Origin of the sequence: Pseudomonas sp. MWU12-2319 (assembly GCF_023242525.1) — a bacterium.
GTDB lineage: Bacteria > Pseudomonadota > Gammaproteobacteria > Pseudomonadales > Pseudomonadaceae > Aquipseudomonas > Aquipseudomonas gingeri_D.
In genome coordinates this window covers 147,406-167,810 of sequence record NZ_JALJES010000002.1, presented here as the reverse complement: position 1 = coordinate 167,810, position 20,405 = coordinate 147,406, and the positions used below count along the sequence as shown (strand labels likewise).

Below are 20,405 nucleotides of genomic sequence, written 5' to 3'. Positions count from 1 at the left end.
GCCGTATGCGCCTGATACCCTCGCTGGCCTTGTTGTTGGTCCTGATCGCCCCGGCGGCGTTGGCCGACGAGTTGTATCAGATCGAAATGATCCTGATCCGGCAGAACCTGGAGCAACCCTTCCAGAGCCAACCGGCGCCCGAGGATTGGGCCAAGGGTGCCAAACCGGTCACCGCCGACCAGGAGCGCACCCCCAGCCTCAATGAGATGACCGCCAAGCTCGGCGCCAGCGGCAACTACGAGGTGCTGCTGCACAAGGCCTGGCAGCAACCCCTGAGCGACCAGCCGAGCCTGGTCTCGATCACCGAAGGCCAGGAACAGTTCGGCCAGTTCCCGGTAGAAGGTACGCTGAGCCTGACCCTCAAGCGCTTCACCGACGTGCAGGCACAGTTCTGGGTCAACCAGTTCGACAGCAACGGCGTGGTCAGTGCCAGCGAACGCCTGAACCAGACCAGCCAGACCAAGAACGGTCAACTCAACTTCCTCGATGCCGGCCACCTCGCCCTGCTGCTCAAGGTGACCTCACTCGCCGCATCGAAACGCGAAGCGCCGTCACAGAATCTCGACCAGTGAACGTCCGATGCCCTCGTCCCTGACGCCCGCCCTGACGAAACCGCTCGCCGCGTCCTGGGTCAGTCGCTTCAAGGAACAGAGCCTCGAACGGGGCCGGCGCTACGCCCTGGAAAACCGCGTGAGGATCGTCCAGGCCGGCGACAGCACCATTACCGCCAGTTGCGAAGGCTCGGGCGGCAATACCTATCGCCAGACCATTCACCTGCGTGAGTCCGCCAAAGGCACGCTGCTGGTGGTCGACGCCACCTGTACCTGCCCGGTGCGCAGCTGCTGCAAGCACACCGCCGCGGTGTTGCTGCAGGTCCAGGAAACCCTGGCCTACCCGGCGGCGGAAAAAGACGCCCAATTGCTGGAAAAACTCCAGGCGGTACTGGATGCACGCACGCCGTCACCCTTGCCACAACAGCAGATCGACGACCTGATGCCGGTGCCACGCCTGTGGCTGGCGAGCATCGAGTTCAGTGCCTTCGAGCCGCGCAACGGGCGGATGCAGCGCTATATCCAGCACCGTGCGGCCCTCTCCTTCGAGTACCTGGGCGAGTACGTCAGCGGGCAGAAAAACGCCGATATCATCCTGCGCCAGGAACACCAGAGCCTGCGTATCAAGCGTCAGCTTGAAGCGGAAAAGGCCTGTCGCGAGCAATTGCGCCTGCTGGGGTTCAAGATCGCCACGCGCCAGAGCAAGGCATTGCCGGAAAGTGCCGGCGAGCTGTTCGAAATGGTCAATGACAGCGCCTGGCTGAATTTCACCCTCAACGAACTGCCGGGCCTGCGCGCCCAGGGCTGGGAATTGCAGATCGAGGAGGACTTCGGTTTCGACCTCAGCCCCGTGGAGGACTGGTACGCCACGGTTGACGAAGCCCCCGAACGCGACTGGTTCGACCTGGAGCTGGGGATCATCGTCAATGGCGAGCGCCTGAGCCTGCTACCGATCCTGCTGAACCTGGTGCGCTCGCATACCGAACTGCTCAATCCCGAGCGCCTGGCCCGGCGCCGCGACGACGAACTGATCCTGGTGAATATCCCGGCCTCCCCCGCCGGCAACCACGGGCCGCTGCAAGTCGCCTTGCCCTATGGGCGCCTGCGGCCGGTGCTGAACACCCTGGGCGAGTTCTACCTGCAGGAGCCCGGTACCACCCGCCTGCGCCTGAGCCATGCCGATGCGACCCGGCTCAACCCGCTGGACGAGCTGTCGCTGCTCTGGGAAGGCGGCGAACAGATTCGTGGCTTCGCCCAGCGGTTGCGGGATATCCGCGACTACAGCGCGGCGATCCCCGAAGGCCTCAACGCGACGCTGCGCCCTTACCAGCACGAAGGCCTGAGCTGGATGCAGTCGCTACGGCAACTGGAAGTCGGCGGCATTCTGGCCGATGACATGGGCCTGGGAAAAACCTTGCAGACCCTGGCCCACATTCTCAGCGAAAAGCAGGCCGGGCGCCTGGACCGTCCCTGCATGGTGGTGATGCCCACCAGCCTGATTCCCAACTGGCTGGACGAGGCGGCGCATTTCACCCCGCAGCTCAAGGTGCTGGCGCTGTACGGCGCCGGACGCAAGAAGCATTTCGAGCAATTGCAGGATTACGACCTGCTGCTCACCACCTATGCCCTGCTGCCCAAGGATATCGAGCTGCTCAAGGCCCAGCCGCTGCACGTGCTGGTACTCGACGAGGCGCAGTACATCAAGAACCCCGGCAGCAAGGCCGCCCAGGCCGCCCGCGAGCTGGATGCGCGGCAACGCCTGTGCCTGAGCGGAACGCCGTTGGAAAACCACCTGGGCGAGCTCTGGTCGTTGTTTCACTTTTTGTTGCCGGGCTGGCTGGGGGACGTGAAAAGCTTCAACCGCGACTATCGAACTCCGATCGAAAAACACGCCAGTGAAGTCCGCCTGCAACACCTCAACGGCCGGATCAAGCCCTTCCTGCTGCGCCGCACCAAGGAACAGGTGGCCACCGAACTGCCCCCCAAGACCGAGATCATCCACTGGGTCGAACTCAACGAGGCCCAGCGCGATGTCTACGAGACCATGCGCCTGGCCATGGACAAGAAAGTCCGCGCCGAGATCACCCGCAAGGGCGTGGCCCGCAGCCAGATCATCATCCTCGAGGCGCTGCTCAAGCTGCGCCAGGTCTGCTGCGACCTGCGCCTGGTCAACGACGCGCCCCTGCCCGCGCGCGGCAGCGCCTCCGGCAAGCTCGACAGCCTGATGGAGATGCTCGAGGAGTTATTCGACGAAGGGCGGCGGATCCTGTTGTTCTCGCAGTTCACCTCGATGCTGTCACTGATCGAGGTGGAGTTGCGTAAACGCGGGGTGGCCTATGCGCTGCTGACCGGGCAGACCCGTGACCGGCGCACGCCGGTCAAGGACTTCCAGAGCGGCAAGTTGCAGATTTTCCTGATCAGCCTCAAGGCCGGCGGCGTGGGGCTGAACCTCACCGAAGCCGACACGGTGATCCACTACGATCCGTGGTGGAACCCGGCCGCCGAACACCAGGCCACCGACCGCGCCTATCGGATTGGCCAGGAGAAGCCGGTGTTCGTCTACAAGATGATTGCCCGCGGCACGGTGGAGGAAAAGATCCAGCACCTGCAACGGGAAAAATCGGACCTGGCCGCCGGTGTGCTCGACGGCCGTCAGGCCGGCGACTGGCAGTTGCAGAACGACGATATCGAAGCCCTGTTCGCGCCGCTGCCGGACAAGAAAGCCGGTCGTTAACGGCCCGCCGCGAGCACCCGCGCCAGGGTCGACTTCACCTGGCCCATGCCGTCATGCAAGGCCTGCTCGATCTCGGCCATGGTGATCACCGCCGTCGACTTGCCCGCCGCCGGGTTCACCACCAATGCCAGGCAGGCATAGTCCAGTTCCAGCTCGCGGGCCAGTGCGGCTTCCGGCATGCCGGTCATGCCGACGATATCGCAGCCGTCGCGTTCCAGCCGGGCGATCTCGGCCACTGTCTCCAGGCGCGGCCCCTGGGTGCAGGCATAGACGCCATGACTGCTATAGGCGCACCCCTCGGCCGCCAGCGCCGCAATCAGCTGTGCCCGCAGGCCTTCGCTGTAGGGATAGCTGAAATCGATATGGGTCACCTGCTCCAGATCATCGGCAAAATAAGTGTGCTGGCGACCGCTGGTGTAGTCGATCAACTGATGCGGCACACAGAAATGCCCGGTGCCCATTGCCGCATGAATCCCGCCCACGGCGTTGACCGCCAGGATCGCCTCGGCTCCCGCCTGTTTCAGCGCCCAGAGGTTGGCCCGGTAGTTCACCTGATGCGGCGCAAAACGGTGCGGGTGCCCATGACGCGCCAGGAACAGCAACTCACGCCCGGCGTATTCACCGATCTGGATATCCGCCGAAGGGGCGCCGTAGGGCGTATCCAGCGTCAACGACTGACGAATGCTCAAGCCTTCGAGCTGGGTCAGGCCCGTGCCGCCGATAATCGCGTAAACCGTCATGCGGGATTCCTCAGTCAATCAGTTGAGCATCTTTAAGCGCCATCAACGCCGACAACCAGCGTGGATCCTGGCGATAATCGGTGCGGGCGAACCCCTGGCCGCGCATCCGCGCAATACGCGGCGACGGCTGGACCTTCAGGCGCTGGGCGGCACTCAAGGCCAACTCGGCGGCCGCACGGTCGTTGCACACCAGGCCCATGTCACAGCCGGCGGACAACGCCGCTTCGATCCGACTGGCGGCGTCACCAACAACGTGAGCACCGGCCATCGACAGGTCATCACTGAAGATAACCCCGTCAAATTGCAATTCGCCACGCAGGATCTCCTGCAGCCAACGGCGCGAGAAACCGGCGGGTTGCGCATCGACCTGTGGATAGATGACATGGGCCGGCATCACCGCGGCAAGCTGTTTGCTCAAGCGGGCGAAAGGCAGCAGGTCATTGGCGCGGATCTCATCCAGGCTCCGCTCATCGGTGGGAATCGCCACATGGGAGTCGGCTTCGGCCCAGCCATGGCCGGGGAAGTGCTTGCCGGTGGCGGCCATGCCGGCGCTGTTCATACCGCGGATAAAGGCTCCGGCGAGCAACGCCGCACGCTCGGGATCACCCTCGAAGGCGCGGCTGCCGACCACCGCGCTGCGCTGATAGTCGAGGTCCAGGACCGGCGCAAAGCTGAGGTCCAGGCCCACCGCCAGCACCTCGGTCGCCATCAGCCAGCCGCACTGCTCGGCCAGGTATTCGGCGTTCGGATTGTCGGCAAGCGCGCGCATCGCCGGCAAGCGTACGAAGCCCTGGCGCAGGCGCTGCACCCGTCCGCCTTCCTGGTCGACCGCCAGCAGCAGGTCCGGGCGCACGGCGCGAATCGCCGCGCTCAGTTCGCGAACCTGGCGCGGGTGCTCGATATTGCGCGCAAAGATAATCAACCCGCCGACTTGCGGCTGGCGCAACAACTGGCGATCTTCAGCCGTCAACCAGGTACCGGCGACGTCCACCATCAGGGAGCCTTGCAGGGCAGTACTCATAGGGAATCCTTGGACAAAAGTGCCCATTGCCCTCGCGGACCTGCACGCCAGGCGGCGACAGACAGGCACGGCAACACCTTGCCATGGACAGCGCCAGGCAAGCAGGAACGGGCAAGGGAGGCTTGGAACAAAAAGAAATCAGGCATGGGCGGCAGCTTAGCGGATCAAAGCCGGCGCGCCCACCCGTACCTTATCAAACCTTGGCAGCCGCAGCCGGTGCCGGTGTCGACTTGCTGCGCGGGCGCAGTTGCGCCGCCGCCATGGAGGCATCGGTGACACCGCTGTCGGCACGCATGCCGGCCGCGAGGAACGGCACCATCAGGCGCATGACCTGCTCGATGGAGGTATTGACCCCGAAGTCGGTCTCGGCAATCGCCCGCAAGGCCTTGATACCCGACATGCTGAACGCCGCCGCGCCGAGCATGAAGTGCACGCGCCAGAACAGCTCGATCGGTGGAATCCGTGGCGCGGCATCGTTGACCAACAGCATATAGCGTCGGAACACCTTGCCGTACATGTCTTCCAGGTAACGCCGCAGGTGGCCCTGGCTCTGGCTGAAGGCCAGGCCCAGCAAACGCATGAAGATCGACAGATCGTTACCACTACGCGGTTGTACCACCAGCGCCTGCTCGACGAGGATTTCCAGCAGCTCTTCCAGCCCGGGCTTGACCTCGGGTTTGGCCTGGCGTCGCTCCAGCTCACGGTCGAGGCTGATGCAGAACGGGCCGAGGAAACGCGAGAACACCGCCTGGATCAGGGCCTTCTTCGAGCCGAAGTGGTAGTTCACCGCCGCGAGATTGACCCCCGCCTTGCTGGTGATCAACCGCAATGAGGTCTCGGCGAAACCTTTTTCCGCGAACAATTGCTCGGCAGCATCGAGAATGCGTTCAACGGTTTCCGACTGGGCCATGGTTACTCCGCCTGACAAACACTTGTTTGAAACATACGTTTCAGCCCTGGGAATGTCAAGTCTGGCGGTCCGTTCGTGGCCCACCGGTCGAGCATTAAATCATACAAATCCTGGCCTGTAGCCATCCTCGGCGGCCATAGCCCGGAGACCGTCCGGCGGACACGAGAAAAAGGAGGATTGCCAAGCGCCTTGCACTGTATATAATCCCAGTCACTGTATAAAAAGACAGAGCGCTCAACATGATAAAACTGACGCCACGCCAAGCCGAGATTCTGGCCTTTATCAAACGATGCCTGGATGACAATGGTTATCCGCCGACCCGCGCGGAAATCGCCCTGGAGCTGGGGTTCAAGTCACCGAACGCGGCCGAAGAGCACCTCAAGGCCCTGGCCCGCAAGGGTGCGATCGAAATGACCCCGGGCGCATCCCGCGGCATTCGTATCCCCGGTTTCGAAGCCAAGAGCGATGAATCCACCCTGCCGATCATCGGCCGCGTGGCCGCCGGTGCGCCGATTCTCGCCCAGCAGCACGTCGAGGAATCCTGCAACATCAACCCGACCTTCTTCCATCCCCGGGCCGACTATCTGTTGCGCGTTCACGGCATGAGCATGAAGGACGTCGGCATTTTCGACGGTGACCTGCTGGCCGTGCACACCTGCCGCGAAGCCCGCAATGGCCAGATCGTGGTGGCGCGGATCGGCGACGACGTCACCGTCAAGCGCTTCAAGCGCGAAGGCAGCAAGGTCTGGCTGCTGGCGGAAAACCCCGAGTTCGCCCCCATCGAAGTCAACCTGAAAGACCAGGACTTCGTCATAGAAGGTTTGAGTGTCGGCGTTATTCGCCGCTGAAGGAGGCGTCATGCAATTCCAGCAAACCCCACAACATGCACAACTTTCCCTGTTCGAAGCGTTCATGGCGCAACCCCTCGCGCCCCTGCTCAAGGAGGTGGTCGAAGCCCCCTGGAGCACTGAGCCAGAAGTGTTCAGTGAGCTGTCGTTGCGGGGCGCTGCCGGGAGTTGCCTGAGCCTGCTGGCACCGATCCTGCGGGAGTTGAGCCAGGATCAGGAGGCCCGCTGGCTGACCCTGATCGCCCCGCCAGCCAGCCTGACCCAGGCCTGGCTGCGGGATGCAGGGCTCAACCGGGAGCGGATTCTGCTCCTGCAACCCAGCAGCGCTCAAAACGCCCAGCAATTGACCTGTGAAGCCTTGCGCCTGGGCCGTAGCCACACCGTGGTCAGCTGGCTGAACCCGCTGAACGCCAGTGCGCGCCAACAACTGATCAGCGCGGCTCGCCAAGGCGATGCGCAAAGTCTGAATATTCGTTTGGGCTGACGGATTGAGCGGCCGTCAGGGCCGGTGTGGCATGCTGATCGCTCAGGGCTTCTCCAGGACAGAGAAGCCGATCTGAAATGTCATCCAGCGTCGAACGAGCCTCGGTTTCAATGAAGAACCCGTGGCCCGCCGTCGTCTTTCTCGATTTCACCTTCGGCCAAACGCCCAGCCATCTGCACGCCGACGCTCAACATGGCCTTGGCCACCTCGACATGCTGGCCCTGCAGGAACGCCTTGGCATCTTCGGAAAAGTTAAGGGTCACCAGAGAACCTTCGTCCTCGGCCCGGCGCAGCTCGATGCGGCCGTCCGGCAGCTCGACAATTTCTAGAAAGGACGTAGGCATAGTGTCAGTTCTCCACGAAAGGCCATTATTGTATCAGTCATCAACGGCACCTCGCAGGAGAACTGAAGCGCTTTCTTTACCACTTGATGAACATCTGACAGATGGAGACTACTTTTTTCAAAGAAAAAGGCGACAAAATAATCGCCCTCTGTTCATCCATATGCCCGTTCAATCACTCAGCACTCGTTGAGCCCATCGCGAAAACGGATCGCCAGCGCCTTCAGGTTCTGCCGCCAGCTCTCCAACTCCTCACGCCCCAGCTCGGGCGCCTCGTCCTCATCCAGGCTCACCGCCACGATCAACGGCTGCAACACGTCGCCCTTGACCTTCCTGGGGGCCTGGGGCGGCAGATACAGTGCAGCATGAGCACTGATCAAGCGGGCCAGCCAGGTCTGCGGGCCATGGGCCAACTCCACCAGCTCGGCCATTTCCGGAATGGCGATCGCCTCCAGCACTTCGCGGGTCAGCAGCAACTCGGCCCGCGGCGCGGCGGCCTGGGGCAGGCGGTAGAAGCCGGCAATCTCATGGCAGAGCCCGAGCAGCGCACCGTATAGATGAAACACCGCGGCTTCGCGCTCGGCCTGGATCAGCGCCAGGGCATTCATCGCCCCGCTCGTCTCGGCCTTGCCCAGGGCTTCCAGGGCCAGGCCGGCGTAAAAGATCTTCTGGTTGGTACGGGTATAGAGTTCGTTGGCCATGACGGCGCGCTCCAGGGAAAAAGGCCACAGGCAGGTCAGTCAGTTTCAGGGATCGACCAAGTTCGCCGCAAGCCAAAAAAGACAAAGGCCGCGTGAAAACCCAAGTTTTCACGCGGCCCCGGTGCTCACACCCGATCAGCGGATCAGGTGCTCAGCTTACGAGCGCTTGTCTTCCACCGTCCATTTGCCGCCGTCGTAGAACGCCTTCCAGCCGGTCGGCTTGCCTTCCACTTCGGTCTGCACGTACTGCTCCTTGGTCTTGCGACTGTAGCGAATGACCGATGGACGACCGTCCGGGTCCTTCTGCGGAGCATCACACAGGAAGTGGTACTTGGGATCGATCTCGTCCTTGTGGGGAAGGATCTCGATCACCAGCGGCGCGCGGGTTTCACGGTTCTTCGGGAACTGGCTGGCGGCCAGGAACAGGCCGGAAGCACCGTCACGCAGGATATAGGTGTCGTTGACCTTATCGCACTTGAGTTCCGGCATCTTCACCGGGTCCATCTTCGGCGGCGCCGCGTCACCGCTCTTGAGCAGCTTGCGGGTGTTCTTGCAGGTCGCGTTGGTGCACCCGAAGAATTTGCCGAAACGGCCAGTCTTGAGCTGCATCTCGCTACCGCACTTGTCGCATTCCAGACTCGGGCCTTCGTAGCCCTTGATGCGGTAGCTGCCTTCTTCGATCTCGTAGCCGTCGCAATCCGGGTTGTTACCGCAGATGTGCAGCTTGCGCTTCTCGTCCAGCAGGTAGGCGTCCATCGCCGTGCTGCAGATCGGGCAGCGATGCTTGCCGCGCAGCACCAGGGATTCCGATTCACCCTCGTCGTCGGCGGCGATTTCATCCCCCGGCACCAGGTTGACGGTGGCCTTGCAGCGTTCCTTGGGCGGCAGGCTGTAACCCGAGCAGCCGAGAAACACGCCGGTGGAGGCGGTGCGAATCTGCATCGGCCGGCCACAGGTCAGGCACGGGATGTCAGTCATCACCGGCTGGTTGGCGCGCATGCCGCTGTCAGGGCTTTCAGCCACTTCGAGCTTTTTCTTGAAGTCGCCGTAGAACTCGTCGAGCACGTTCTTCCAGTCACGCTCGCCCTGGGCCACGTCGTCGAGATGCTCTTCCATGCTGGCGGTAAAACCGTAGTCCATCAGGTCGGAGAAGCTTTCCGAAAGGCGCTCGGTGACGATGTCGCCCATCTTCTCGGAGTAGAAGCGACGGTTGTGCAGCGCCACATAACCACGATCCTGGATGGTCGAGATGATCGCCGCGTAGGTCGAAGGACGACCGATACCGCGCTTTTCCATTTCCTTGACCAGGCTGGCTTCGGAGTAACGGGCCGGCGGCTTGGTGAAGTGCTGGGTCGGATCGAGCTGGATCAGCTTCATCACCTCGCCCTGGGCCATGTCCGGCAGCACATCGTCGTCGCCCGGCTTGCTCATCTGCGGCAAGACACGGGTGTAACCGTCGAACTTGAGGATACGGCCCTTGGCACGCAGCTCGAAGTCACCGGCGGCGACGCTGACGGTGGTCGACAGGTATTGCGCCGGCAGCATCTGGCAGGCCACGAATTGGCGCCAGATCAGCTCGTAGAGGCGCTCGGCATCACGTTCCATGCCCGACAGCTTGCTCGGGTCGGTATTCACATCCGAAGGACGGATGGCTTCGTGAGCTTCCTGGGCGCCGGCCTTGCTGCTGTAGACGTTGGCGTTTTCCGGCAGGTACTTCGCGCCGAACTCGCCTTCGATATAGGTCCGCGCCATCGCCACGGCATCAACCGAGAGGTTGGTGGAGTCGGTACGCATATAGGTGATGTAGCCCGCTTCGTACAAGCGCTGGGCCATCATCATGGTTTTCTTCACGCCGAAGCCCAGGCGGTTGCTCGCGGCCTGCTGCAGGGTGGACGTAATGAAGGGGGCCGACGGCTTGCTGCTGGTCGGTTTGTCCTCGCGCTTGGCGATGGTGTAGGCCGACGCCTTGAGCTTCTCCAGGGCCGCCATGGCCTGGGCTTCATTCAGCGGCTTGAACGCCTCGCCCTTCTCCCGCGCCACTTCGAAGCGCACCTTGGCGCCCTTGGCGGTGCCGAGGTCGGCGTGGACTTCCCAGTACTCTTCGGGGTTGAACGCACGGATCTCGCGTTCACGCTCGACCACCAGCTTCACCGCCACCGACTGTACGCGACCGGCGGAGAGGCCACGGGCGATCTTCGACCAGAGCAGCGGCGAGACCATGTAACCCACGACCCGGTCGAGGAAACGGCGGGCCTGCTGGGCATTGACGCGATCGATATCCAGCTCGCCGGGCGCCGAGAAGGCTTCCTGGATGGCTTTCTTGGTGATCTCGTTGAACACCACGCGCTTGTAGCGGCTGTCGTCACCACCGATGGCTTCGCGCAGATGCCAGGCAATGGCTTCCCCTTCGCGGTCCAAGTCGGTTGCGAGATAGATGGTGTCGGCATCCTTGGCCAGGCGGCGCAGCTCCTCGATCACCTTCTCCTTGCCGGGAAGGATCTCGTAGCGAGCTTTCCAGCCGTGATCCGGGTCGACGCCCATGCGCGAGACCAGCTGCTTGCGCGCCTTCTCCTTCGCCGTCAGCACGGGGGCTTCGCCAACCGCCGCCTTGCCGCGCTTGGCAGCGGGCTCTTTGGTGGCACTCGCCGAACCGCTGGTGGGCAGGTCTCGGATATGGCCGATACTCGACTTCACCACGTACTGGGTACCCAAGTACTTGTTGATGGTCTTGGCCTTAGCCGGGGATTCCACAATGACCAGCGATTTGCCCATGGATCAGAAAATTCCTGAATGCTAGAAGTGAGAGGCGGCCTGCGCCTGACGCGGCACCGCTATATATAGTGGCTACAAGGTGAGGTCAAGCGCAGGGTTCTGCGCGACCTCTCCTCAAGGCCTTGAAAAAAGGCTCGGTTCAGCTTGCACCAAAGCAAAGCGCGGGACCTGTTCGCCGTCAACCTCGACCGACTCCAGGAACATGCTCAAGGGACGTACCCAAAAGCCGTAATCGCCATACAGGGCTTGGTAGAACACCAGCTCCTCGTCGGTCTCGGAGTGCCGCGCAACGTTGAAAACACGGTACTGCGGCCCCTTGTAATGCTGATAGAGCCCGGGTTCCAATTTCATGTATCGGCTCCTTACAAATAAAAATAAAAAAATTCGGAAAAACAAAAGCCGGGGCACCAGGCCCCGGCTTCCTTCGACGAGACGCTTAGACGCGTTCGAAGACGGTGCTGATGCCCTGGCCGAGGCCAATGCACATGGTGGCTACCCCAAGGGTACCGCCATTCTGCTTCATCACGTTGAGCAAGGTGCCGGAAATCCGCGCACCGGAACAACCGAATGGGTGGCCCAAGGCAATCGCGCCGCCGTGCAGGTTAACCTTCTCGTTCATCTTGTCGAGCACTTTCAAATCCTTGAGCACCGGCAGGGCCTGTGCGGCGAAGGCTTCGTTGAGTTCGAAGAAGTCGATGTCGGAGATCGCCAGGCCCGCACGCTTGAGGGCTTTCTGGGTCGCCGGTACCGGACCATAGCCCATGATTGCCGGATCCACACCCGCCACGGCCATGGAACGGATCACCGCCAAAGGCTGGATCCCCAGGTCCTGGGCACGCTGGGCCGACATCACGATCATGCACGAGGCGCCGTCGGTGATCTGCGAGGAAGTCCCCGCCGTCACGGTGCCGCCCTTGGGGTTGAACGCCGGCTTCAAGGCCGCCAGGCTTTCCAGGGTGGTTTCCGGACGAATGGTTTCGTCGTAGTCGAACACCTTCAGGAAGCCGTTCTCGTCATAACCCTGCATAGGGATGATCTCGTCCTTGAACTTGCCTTCCACGGTGGCCTTGTGGGCCAACTGGTGGGAGCGCACGCCAAAGGCGTCCTGCTGCTCGCGGGTGATGCCGTGCATCTTGCCGAGCATTTCCGCGGTCAGGCCCATCATGCCCGAGGCTTTCGCCGCGTACAGCGACATGTGCGGGTTCGGATCGACACCGTGCATCATGCCGACATGGCCCATATGCTCGACGCCGCCGACGACGAAGACGTCACCGTTGCCGGTCATGATCGCCTGGGCGGCGGTGTGCAGCGCGCTCATGGACGAGCCACACAGGCGGCTGACGGTCTGGCCGGCCGCGGTGTGCGGGATCTGGGTCATCAGCGACGCCATGCGGGCGATGTTCCAGCCCTGCTCCAGGGTCTGGTTCACACAGCCCCAGATCACGTCCTCGACTTCGTTCGGGTCAACCTTGACGTTGCGTTCCAGCAGTTTGCTGATCAGGTGCGCCGACATGTCCTCGGCGCGGGTGTTGCGGTGCATGCCGCCCTTGGAGCGGCCCATCGGAGTACGACCGAAGTCGACAATCACGACGTCTCTAGGATTCAAGCTCATATCGTTCACTCTCGCTCTAGTGTGGGCGCTTAACCGAAGAACCGCTGGCCGGTCTTGGCCATTTCACGCAGCTTCGCGGTCGGGTGGTACAGCGCGCCCAGGTCGGCGTACTGATCGGCCAGGGCCACGAATTCGGCGACACCGATGGAATCGATGTAGCGCAACGCACCGCCACGGAAGGGAGGGAAACCAATACCGTAGACCAGACCCATGTCGGCTTCGGCGGCGGTTTCGACAATACCGTCTTCCAGGCAACGCACGGTTTCCAGGCACAGTGGGACCATCATCCAGTTGATGATGTCCTCGTCGGTCACTTCACGCTGCTCGTAGATGATCGGCTTGAGCACTTCCAGCACCGACGAATCGGCGACTTTCTTCTGCTTGCCGCGCTTGTCGGTCTCGTAGGCGTAGAAACCCTTGCCGTTTTTCTGACCCAGGCGATTGGCTTCGTAGAGGGCATCCACCGCCGAACGGCGATCGTCCTTCATACGGTCCGGGAAACCTTCAGCCATCACGTCACGACCGTGGTGGCCGGTGTCGATGCCGACCACGTCCATCAGGTAGGCCGGGCCCATCGGCCAGCCGAACTTCTCCATGATCTTGTCGATACGGACAAAGTCCACACCGGCGCTGACCAGCTTGGCGAAACCGCCGAAGTACGGGAACAGGATACGGTTGACCAGGAAGCCCGGGCAGTCGTTGACCACGATCGGGTTCTTGCCCATTTTCTTGGCGTAGGCCACGGTGGTGGCGACCGCTTCTTCGCTGGACTTCTCGCCACGGATCACTTCCACCAGCGGCATCATGTGTACCGGGTTGAAGAAGTGCATGCCGACGAAGTTTTCCGGACGCTTGAGGGCCTTGGCCAGCAGGCTGATGGAAATGGTCGAGGTGTTGGAGGCGAGGATCGCATCTTCCTTGACCTGGGCTTCCACTTCCGCCAGTACCGCTTGCTTGACTTTAGGGTTCTCGACGACCGCTTCAACCACCAGATCGACGTGACCGAAATCACCGTAGGACAGCGTAGGACGAATGCCGTTGAGCACTTCAGCCATCTTCGCCGCGGTCATGCGACCTTTATCAACGCGACCGACCAGCAGTTTCGCGGCTTCCGCCAGACCCTGCTCGATGCCGTGCTCGTTGATGTCCTTCATCAGGATCGGCGTGCCTTTGGAGGCCGACTGATAAGCGATACCGCCACCCATGATACCGGCGCCCAATACGGCGGCCTGTTTCACGTCCCTGGCGATTTCGTCGTAGGCCTTGGCCTTTTTCTTCAGTTCCTGGTCGTTCAGGAACAGACCGATCAGGCTTTGCGCAGCCGAGGTCTTGGCCAGTTTCACGAAGCCGGCGGCTTCGATTTCCAGGGCCTTGTCGCGGCCAAAGTTGGCGGCTTTCTGGATGGTCTTGATCGCTTCGACCGGAGCCGGGTAGTTCGGACCGGCTTGACCGGCAACAAAACCCTTGGCGGTTTCGAAGGCCATCATCTGTTCGATGGCGTTGAGCTTGAGCTTGTCCAGCTTCGGCTGGCGCTTGGCCTTGTGGTCGAGCTCGCCGGAGATGGCGCGCTTGAGCAGTTCCAGAGCGGCTTCCTGGAGTTTTTCCGGAGCAACCACGGCATCGACGGCGCCGACTTTCAGGGCGTCTTCGGCACGGTTTTCCTTACCGGCGGCAATCCACTCGATGGCGTTGTCCGCACCGATCAGGCGCGGCAGACGGACGGTACCGCCAAAGCCCGGGTAGATGCCCAGCTTGACTTCCGGCAGGCCGATCTTGGCGCTGCTGGACATGACGCGGAAGTCCGCGGCCAGGCACATTTCCAGACCGCCGCCCAGGGCGATGCCATTGATCGCGGCGACAGTCGGCACGGCCAGGTCTTCGAAATCGCTGAAAATCTTGTTGGCTTCGAGGTTGGCAGCGACCAACTCGGCATCCGGCAACTTGAAGTTGTCGACAAATTCGGTGATGTCGGCGCCGACGATAAACACGTCCTTGCCGCTGCTGACGATCACGCCCTTGACGGACGCATCAGCCTTGAGGGTGTCCACGGCCTGGCGCAATTCGCCCAGGGTTAGACGGTTGAACTTGTTGACGGACTCACCCTTGAGGTCGAACTTCAGTTCGACGATGCCACTTTCAAGAGCCTTAACCGTGATGGCTTTACCTTCGTAAATCATCAACTGATCTCCACGATATGGAAGCTGAACAGTACACGTCGGACGCGAGCGGATGGTACGGCACTGACGTTACCGTCGATGCTACGCCAAGCCGCCAGGCACACCCGCCAACGCGATAGTCGGGATTCTGTTTGGAGCCGTCTGATCAGACAAACGCTCAATTCATACGCCCGTTTGATTTGGGTGTGGACACCTTCACGGAATTCGCGGCAATTGTCAATTGCCGAAAACATCGCGAAAAAAACGACTTCCCGGTCATATTCCGGGCGTGAAAGCCCCGTGGGCGCCTGGCTTTATGGCCGACCATTCAGCGAATCAATAGTGTAGCGGCGAGCGGCCGATCCCGCCCTGCGTCAAGCCAGGGCCTTGAGCACCGCCGCGATGGCCGGCAAGGCCTGGGCATCGCCGCGCTCGCCCCAATACACGGCGATCATCTGCTTGTCCGCCTCGATCTTGTAGGCGTTGTCCGGCAACGTGCGCAAATGCGCCAGCAGCTTGTCATCGGTCAAGATTTCCCGCCATTGGTTGGCCCAGACTCCCGGGGCGGTCTGCCAATAGCACCAGCACGGGCTGTCGGCGCGCAGGCGCGGCCGATGGTATTGCGCACAGGGGCTCGGCGGCTCGTGAGGCAGCCAGTGCGGCCACTCCTGGGGCGCCAGTTGCATGCCCAGGCCGATGCGCCGCGCCTCCATGCGCACGGCCATCATCCCGCTCTGGCGGCGCGATGGACGCAACCAGGCCAGGGGGCTCAATACCAGCGCGAGGATTGACACCACTATCCATACCGTCATATCTAACTCTCTCGATTCTTGATGAGCGATGGGTTCGCCGCCGAACCAATCCGCTTGAAACCAGCCATACTTAAAGCTAATGCGATCCTCAGGAGTGCCTTTCATGAGCTACGAACACATTCTGGTAGCTGTCGACCTGACAGAAGAATGCGACCCGGTCATCAAGCGCGCACGCGAACTGTCGGTCAGCAGCGGAGCCAAGCTGTCCCTGGTGCATATCGTCGAGCCCATGGCCATGGCGTTCGGCGGTGACGTGCCGATGGACCTTTCGCAGTTGCAGCAACAGCAATTCGACCAGGCCAAGGAGCGCCTCGATCGGCTGATCGTCAAATACCCGGAGGTCTCGCGGGACAACTGCCACCTGACCTACGGCCAGCCGCGCCAGGAAATCCACCATCTGGCCAAGGAACAGCATTGCGACCTGATCGTGGTCGGCAGCCATGGCCGCCACGGCCTGGCGCTGCTGCTGGGCTCCACCGCCAATGACGTCCTGCACGGTGCGCCCTGCGATGTGCTGGCGGTGCACCTGGTCAAACGCCCGACCTGATCCTACAGGTTCGCGCAAGTCATAAAATATCGGCAACACCAATAAAAAGCCCGGCACCCACGCAAATGGGGCCGGGCTTTTTTGTCACTGCCCGATCATCAGGCGTCCAGCTCGGCCCAACGTTCCACCATCACTTCCAGCTCGGCCTGGAGTTTTTCCAGCCCGGCGATGACCGCGGCGGTCTCCGCCGCCGGACGCTGATAGAACCCCGACTCGGCCATTTCGGCTTCAACGGCGGCAATCTGCTGTTCCTTGGCTTCGATTTCACCCGGCAACGCTTCCAGCTCGCGCTGCAATTTGTAGCTGAGCTTTTTCTTCGCCACCGGCTGTTCGGCCGCTGCCGCAGGTGCCGGCGCAGCCGCCACTACCGCGGAGTTGAGCTCGGCCTTGCCGGATTTGTTCTCGGTCACACCGAGCAAACGCGGCGAACCGCCCTGGCGCAGCCAGTCCTGGTAACCACCGACGTACTCGCGCACCTTGCCCTCGCCTTCGAAAACCAGGGTGCTGGTGACCACGTTGTCGAGGAAAGCCCGGTCGTGGCTGACCATCAGCACGGTACCGCTGAACGTCAACAACACTTCTTCCAGCAACTCGAGGGTTTCCACATCGAGGTCGTTGGTCGGTTCGTCGAGTACCAGCAGGTTGGACGGTTTGCTGAACAACTTGGCCAGCAGCAGGCGCGCGCGCTCACCACCGGACAAGGCCTTGACCGGCGTACGCGCACGCTGCGGGCTGAACAGGAAGTCGCCCAGGTAGCTCAGCACGTGACGGCTCTGGCCGTCGATGTCGATAAAGTCGCGACCTTCGGCGACGTTGTCGATCACGGTCTTTTCCAGGTCCAGTTGATGGCGCAACTGGTCGAAGTAGGCCACGTCGATGCGCGTCCCCTCTTCCACCGTGCCGCTGGTCGGCTGCAGGCCATTGAGCATCAGCTTGAGCAGAGTGGTCTTGCCGGTGCCGTTGGCTCCGAGCAGGCCGATCCGGTCGCCACGTTGCAGGACCATGGAGAAATCCTTGATCAGGAACGGGCCACCCGGGTGCGCGAAGCTGACGTTTTCCAGCACCATCACCTGCTTGCCGGACTTGTCGGCGGTATCGAGCAGGATGTTCGCCTTGCCGGTGCGCTCGCGACGCTCGCTACGCTCAACGCGCAGGGCTTTCAAGGCGCGCACACGGCCTTCGTTACGGGTGCGGCGGGCCTTGATGCCCTGGCGGATCCAGACTTCTTCCTGGGCCAGGCGCTTGTCGAACAGCGCGTTGGCGGTTTCCTCGGCCGCCAGCGTGGCTTCCTTGTGCACCAGGAAGCTGGCGTAGTCGCCGTTCCAGTCGATCAGGCCGCCGCGATCCAGTTCGAGGATGCGGGTGGCCAGGTTCTGCAGGAAAGAACGGTCGTGGGTGATGAACAGCACCGCGCCCTGGAAATCCTTCAAGGCTTCTTCCAGCCAGGCGATCGCACCGATGTCCAGGTGGTTGGTCGGTTCGTCGAGCAGCAGCAGGTCCGGTTCCGAGACCAGTGCCTGGGCCAGCAGGACGCGCCGACGCCAGCCGCCGGACAACTCGGCGAGGGTCTTGTCGGCCGGCAGTTGCAGGCGACTCAGGGTGCTGTCGACCAGGGTCTGCAAGCGCCAGCCATCGCGGGCTTCGAGGTCGTGCTGGACATGCATGAGCTTGTCCAGGTCGGCATCGGTGACGATGTTCTGGCTCAGGTGGTGGTACTCGGCGAGCAACGCGCCGACCCCGTCCAGGCCCTCGGCAACCACATCGAACACGGTGCGATCGTCGGCCAGCGGCAACTCTTGCGGCAACTCGCCGATCTTGAGGCCGGGCGCACGCCAGACGGAGCCGTCATCGGGCTTTTGCACGCCCTTGACCAGCTTCAACATACTGGACTTGCCTGTGCCGTTGCGGCCGATGATGCACACCCGCTCACCACGGGCGATCTGCCACGACACCTTGTCCAACAACGGCATGGCGCCGAAGGCAAGGGACACATCGCTGAATTTGAGCAGGGTCATGAGCTTCTCCAAAAACCGGGCGCGCATTCTACCTGACTTGAGCCAGGAGGCGGCCGGCAATTTTATCGGCACCTCGGTTCAAGATGACAATTGGTATCAAGTTACGTACGACAACCGGTAAAACGTTCTCCCACGGATGGCAAACAGCTAAGCTATTAGTAATCAGCCGCGGAATTTTCCACGGCTTGCCAGGTTTTATTTTCTCGGAACTCCCATGCGCAGCCGTCTGTTCAATTTTTTATCGTGTCTGCTTCTTTCTACCTGCGCCGTCCAAGCCGCCCAGGCGGTAGAGCTCTCCCAGCAACGCCAGTTTTACGATGAAGCCAAGCGCGCCCTCGCCAACGGCGACTCGGGCCCTTATTTCCGCTACCAGGACGCCCTCCAGAACTATCCGCTGGAGCCCTACCTGGCCTACGACGAGTTGACCGCGCGTCTGAAAACCGCGAGCAATGCCGAGATCGAGCAATTCCTCGCCGCCCATGGCGACCTGCCCCAGGCCAACTGGATGAAGCTGCGCTGGTTGCGCTGGCTGGCCGAACGCGGCGACTGGCAGCCCTTCGTCAAGTACTACGACCCCAAACTGAATTTCACCGAACTGGACTGCCTCTACGGCCAGTATCAGCTCAGCCATAACCTGCGCGCCGAGGGCTATGCCACGGCGGAAAAACTCTGGATGACCGGCAAGACCCAACCGAGTGCCTGCGACGCCCTGTTCAGCAGTTGGGCCGCCGATGGCCAATTGACCGAACAGAAACGCTGGCAGCGCCTAAAACTGGCAGCCGATGCACGCAACTATGGCCTGGCCAGCAGCCTGGCCAGCGGACTGACCACCCTTGCGCCCCAGGGACGCCTGCTGATCGACGTGGCGCAGAAGCCGGAACTGTTGAGCCAATCCTCGCGCTTCCTTCCGGCGGATGAGGCCATGTCCGATGTCGTCGGCCTCGGCCTGCGTCGCCTGGCTCGCCAGGACCCGGACAAGGCCATGCCCCTGCTCGACAGCTATGCCGCGAGCATGCACTTCTCCCGTGACGAAAAGGTTGCGATCGCCCGCGAAATCGGCCTGACCCTGGCCCGCCGCTACGACAGCCGCGCACTGGAGATCATGACCCAGTACGACCCGGAGTTGCGCGACAACACCGTGACCGAATGGCGCCTGCGCCTGCTGCTGCGCCTGGGCCGCTGGGAAGACGCCTACCAACTGACACGCCGACTGCCACAGGACCTGGCGACCACCAATCGCTGGCGCTACTGGCAAGCCCGCAGCCTGGAGCTGGCGGAACCGGCAAATCCGCAAGCCCTGGTACTGCTGAAGAACGTCGCCCGCGAACGCGACTTCTATGGTTTCCTGGCCGCGGACCGCTCGCAGACGCCTTACCAACTGACCAACCGCCCCCTGGTGCTCAGCGCACAGGTGATGAACAAGGTCCGCAATACCCCGGGCATACTCCGCGCGCTGGAACTGCATGACCGCGGCCAGGTGGTCGACGGGCGCCGCGAGTGGTACCACGTCAGCCGTCTGTTCAGCCGTGATGAAATGGTCGCCCAGGCCAAGCTGGCCTATGACCTGAAATGGTATTTCCCAGCCATCCGTACCATCAGCCAGGCGCAATACTGGGATGACCTCGATATCCGCTTCCCCATGGCCCATCGCGACACCCTGGTGCGTGAAGCCAAGATTCGCGGGCTGCACTCGAGCTGGGTGTTTGCCATTACCCGCCAGGAAAGCGCCTTTATGGATGATGCCCGCTCAGGCGTGGGGGCCAGCGGTTTGATGCAACTGATGCCGGGGACCGCCAAGGAAACCGCGCGCAAGTTCAGCATTCCACTGGCCTCGCCGCAGCAGGTACTGGACCCGGACAAGAACGTCCAACTGGGGGCGGCCTACCTGAGCCAGGTGCACGGCCAGTTCAACGGTAACCGCGTGCTCGCGACCGCCGCCTACAACGCCGGCCCCGGCCGCGTCAGGCAGTGGCTCAAGGGTGCCAACCACCTGGGCTTCGACGTGTGGGTGGAAAGCATTCCGTTCGACGAAACCCGCCAATACGTGCAGAACGTGTTGTCATACTCGGTGATCTACGGCCAGAAGCTCAACTCACCACAGCCGTTGGTGGATTGGAACGAGCGCTATTTCGACGACCAATAATCTGGTTTTGTAGGAGCC

At 62.1% G+C, this 20,405-nt stretch carries 17 protein-coding genes; 6 read left to right on the top strand and 11 right to left on the bottom strand.

The genetic code is table 11. The features are described from left to right. Positions 1–5: 5 nt before the first annotated feature. Together M5C01_RS03465 and M5C01_RS03460 are read left to right on the top strand one after the other, a co-directional pair. Positions 6–572, top strand: coding sequence for a CsiV family protein (locus M5C01_RS03465; protein ID WP_152737319.1), 567 nt, complete (start codon positions 6–8; stop codon positions 570–572). Positions 573–591: 19 nt separating this feature from the next. After that, positions 592–3,285 carry a DEAD/DEAH box helicase gene (locus M5C01_RS03460; protein WP_152737569.1) on the top strand — a complete coding sequence of 898 codons (2,694 nt, stop codon included), beginning with the start codon at positions 592–594 and terminating at the stop codon, positions 3,283–3,285. Here M5C01_RS03460 and M5C01_RS03455 read toward each other — a convergent pair. The 3 genes from M5C01_RS03455 to M5C01_RS03445 all read right to left on the bottom strand — a co-directional run bounded on the left by M5C01_RS03455 (position 3,282) and on the right by M5C01_RS03445 (position 5,956). Beyond that, on the bottom strand, positions 3,282–4,025 hold the full coding sequence (locus M5C01_RS03455) for an S-methyl-5'-thioinosine phosphorylase (protein ID WP_152737318.1): 744 nt from the start codon (positions 4,023–4,025) through the stop codon (positions 3,282–3,284). The genes M5C01_RS03460 and M5C01_RS03455 overlap by 4 nt on opposite strands. Before the next feature lie 10 nt (positions 4,026–4,035). Continuing rightward, entirely contained in the window at positions 4,036–5,034 is a 999-nt protein-coding gene (gene nagZ / locus M5C01_RS03450) for a beta-N-acetylhexosaminidase (protein WP_177102616.1), read from the bottom strand. 205 nt (positions 5,035–5,239) lie between these two features. Beyond that, positions 5,240–5,956 (bottom strand): TetR/AcrR family transcriptional regulator, encoded by a 717-nt coding sequence (locus tag M5C01_RS03445; RefSeq protein WP_103496731.1) that lies wholly within the window; start codon positions 5,954–5,956, stop codon positions 5,240–5,242. A gap of 239 nt (positions 5,957–6,195) precedes the next feature. Here M5C01_RS03445 and lexA point away from each other — a divergent pair, with 239 nt between their 5' ends. Then, positions 6,196–6,804 (top strand): transcriptional repressor LexA, encoded by a 609-nt coding sequence (gene lexA, locus M5C01_RS03440; protein ID WP_103496730.1) that lies wholly within the window; start codon positions 6,196–6,198, stop codon positions 6,802–6,804. Between the two features lie 10 nt (positions 6,805–6,814). Then, the gene (gene sulA / locus M5C01_RS03435; RefSeq protein ID WP_152737317.1) at positions 6,815–7,288 is read left to right on the top strand and encodes an SOS-induced cell division inhibitor SulA; all 474 of its coding nucleotides are present in this window, start codon (positions 6,815–6,817) and stop codon (positions 7,286–7,288) included. A gap of 107 nt (positions 7,289–7,395) precedes the next feature. Here sulA and M5C01_RS03430 read toward each other — a convergent pair whose 3' ends face one another. The 7 genes from M5C01_RS03430 to M5C01_RS03400 form a co-directional block, all read right to left on the bottom strand. Continuing rightward, complete coding sequence (locus M5C01_RS03430) at positions 7,396–7,632, bottom strand: hypothetical protein (protein WP_100939176.1); 237 nt, start codon at positions 7,630–7,632, stop codon at positions 7,396–7,398. 176 nt (positions 7,633–7,808) lie between these two features. Continuing rightward, positions 7,809–8,330, bottom strand: coding sequence for a DUF6586 family protein (locus M5C01_RS03425; RefSeq protein ID WP_103496728.1), 522 nt, complete (start codon positions 8,328–8,330; stop codon positions 7,809–7,811). A 156-nt stretch (positions 8,331–8,486) separates the two neighbouring features. Further along, a complete protein-coding gene (gene topA / locus M5C01_RS03420) occupies positions 8,487–11,102 on the bottom strand; it encodes a type I DNA topoisomerase (RefSeq protein ID WP_152737316.1) in 2,616 nt (871 codons plus the stop codon). A gap of 114 nt (positions 11,103–11,216) precedes the next feature. Then, a complete protein-coding gene (locus tag M5C01_RS03415; protein WP_100939173.1) occupies positions 11,217–11,453 on the bottom strand; it encodes a DUF1653 domain-containing protein in 237 nt (78 codons plus the stop codon). 85 nt (positions 11,454–11,538) lie between these two features. Beyond that, on the bottom strand, positions 11,539–12,714 hold the full coding sequence (gene fadA / locus M5C01_RS03410) for an acetyl-CoA C-acyltransferase FadA (protein WP_103496726.1): 1,176 nt from the start codon (positions 12,712–12,714) through the stop codon (positions 11,539–11,541). A 29-nt stretch (positions 12,715–12,743) separates the two neighbouring features. Continuing rightward, the gene (gene fadB, locus M5C01_RS03405) at positions 12,744–14,891 is read right to left on the bottom strand and encodes a fatty acid oxidation complex subunit alpha FadB (RefSeq protein ID WP_103496725.1); all 2,148 of its coding nucleotides are present in this window, start codon (positions 14,889–14,891) and stop codon (positions 12,744–12,746) included. A gap of 353 nt (positions 14,892–15,244) precedes the next feature. Then, positions 15,245–15,682 carry a hypothetical protein gene (locus tag M5C01_RS03400; protein ID WP_103496723.1) on the bottom strand — a complete coding sequence of 146 codons (438 nt, stop codon included), beginning with the start codon at positions 15,680–15,682 and terminating at the stop codon, positions 15,245–15,247. Positions 15,683–15,785: 103 nt separating this feature from the next. On the opposite strand from M5C01_RS03400, the gene M5C01_RS03395 reads away from it, so the two are divergent. Next, the gene (locus M5C01_RS03395) at positions 15,786–16,229 is read left to right on the top strand and encodes a universal stress protein (RefSeq protein WP_103496722.1); all 444 of its coding nucleotides are present in this window, start codon (positions 15,786–15,788) and stop codon (positions 16,227–16,229) included. A gap of 98 nt (positions 16,230–16,327) precedes the next feature. Here M5C01_RS03395 and M5C01_RS03390 read toward each other — a convergent pair whose 3' ends face one another. Then, positions 16,328–18,244, bottom strand: a complete 1,917-nt coding sequence (locus tag M5C01_RS03390) for an ATP-binding cassette domain-containing protein (protein WP_152737315.1) — start codon at positions 18,242–18,244, stop codon at positions 16,328–16,330. Positions 18,245–18,458: 214 nt separating this feature from the next. Here M5C01_RS03390 and M5C01_RS03385 point away from each other — a divergent pair, with 214 nt between their 5' ends. Next, positions 18,459–20,387: a transglycosylase SLT domain-containing protein gene (locus tag M5C01_RS03385; protein ID WP_152737314.1), complete on the top strand. Its 1,929-nt coding sequence runs from the start codon at positions 18,459–18,461 to the stop codon at positions 20,385–20,387. Positions 20,388–20,405: the final 18 nt, after the last annotated feature.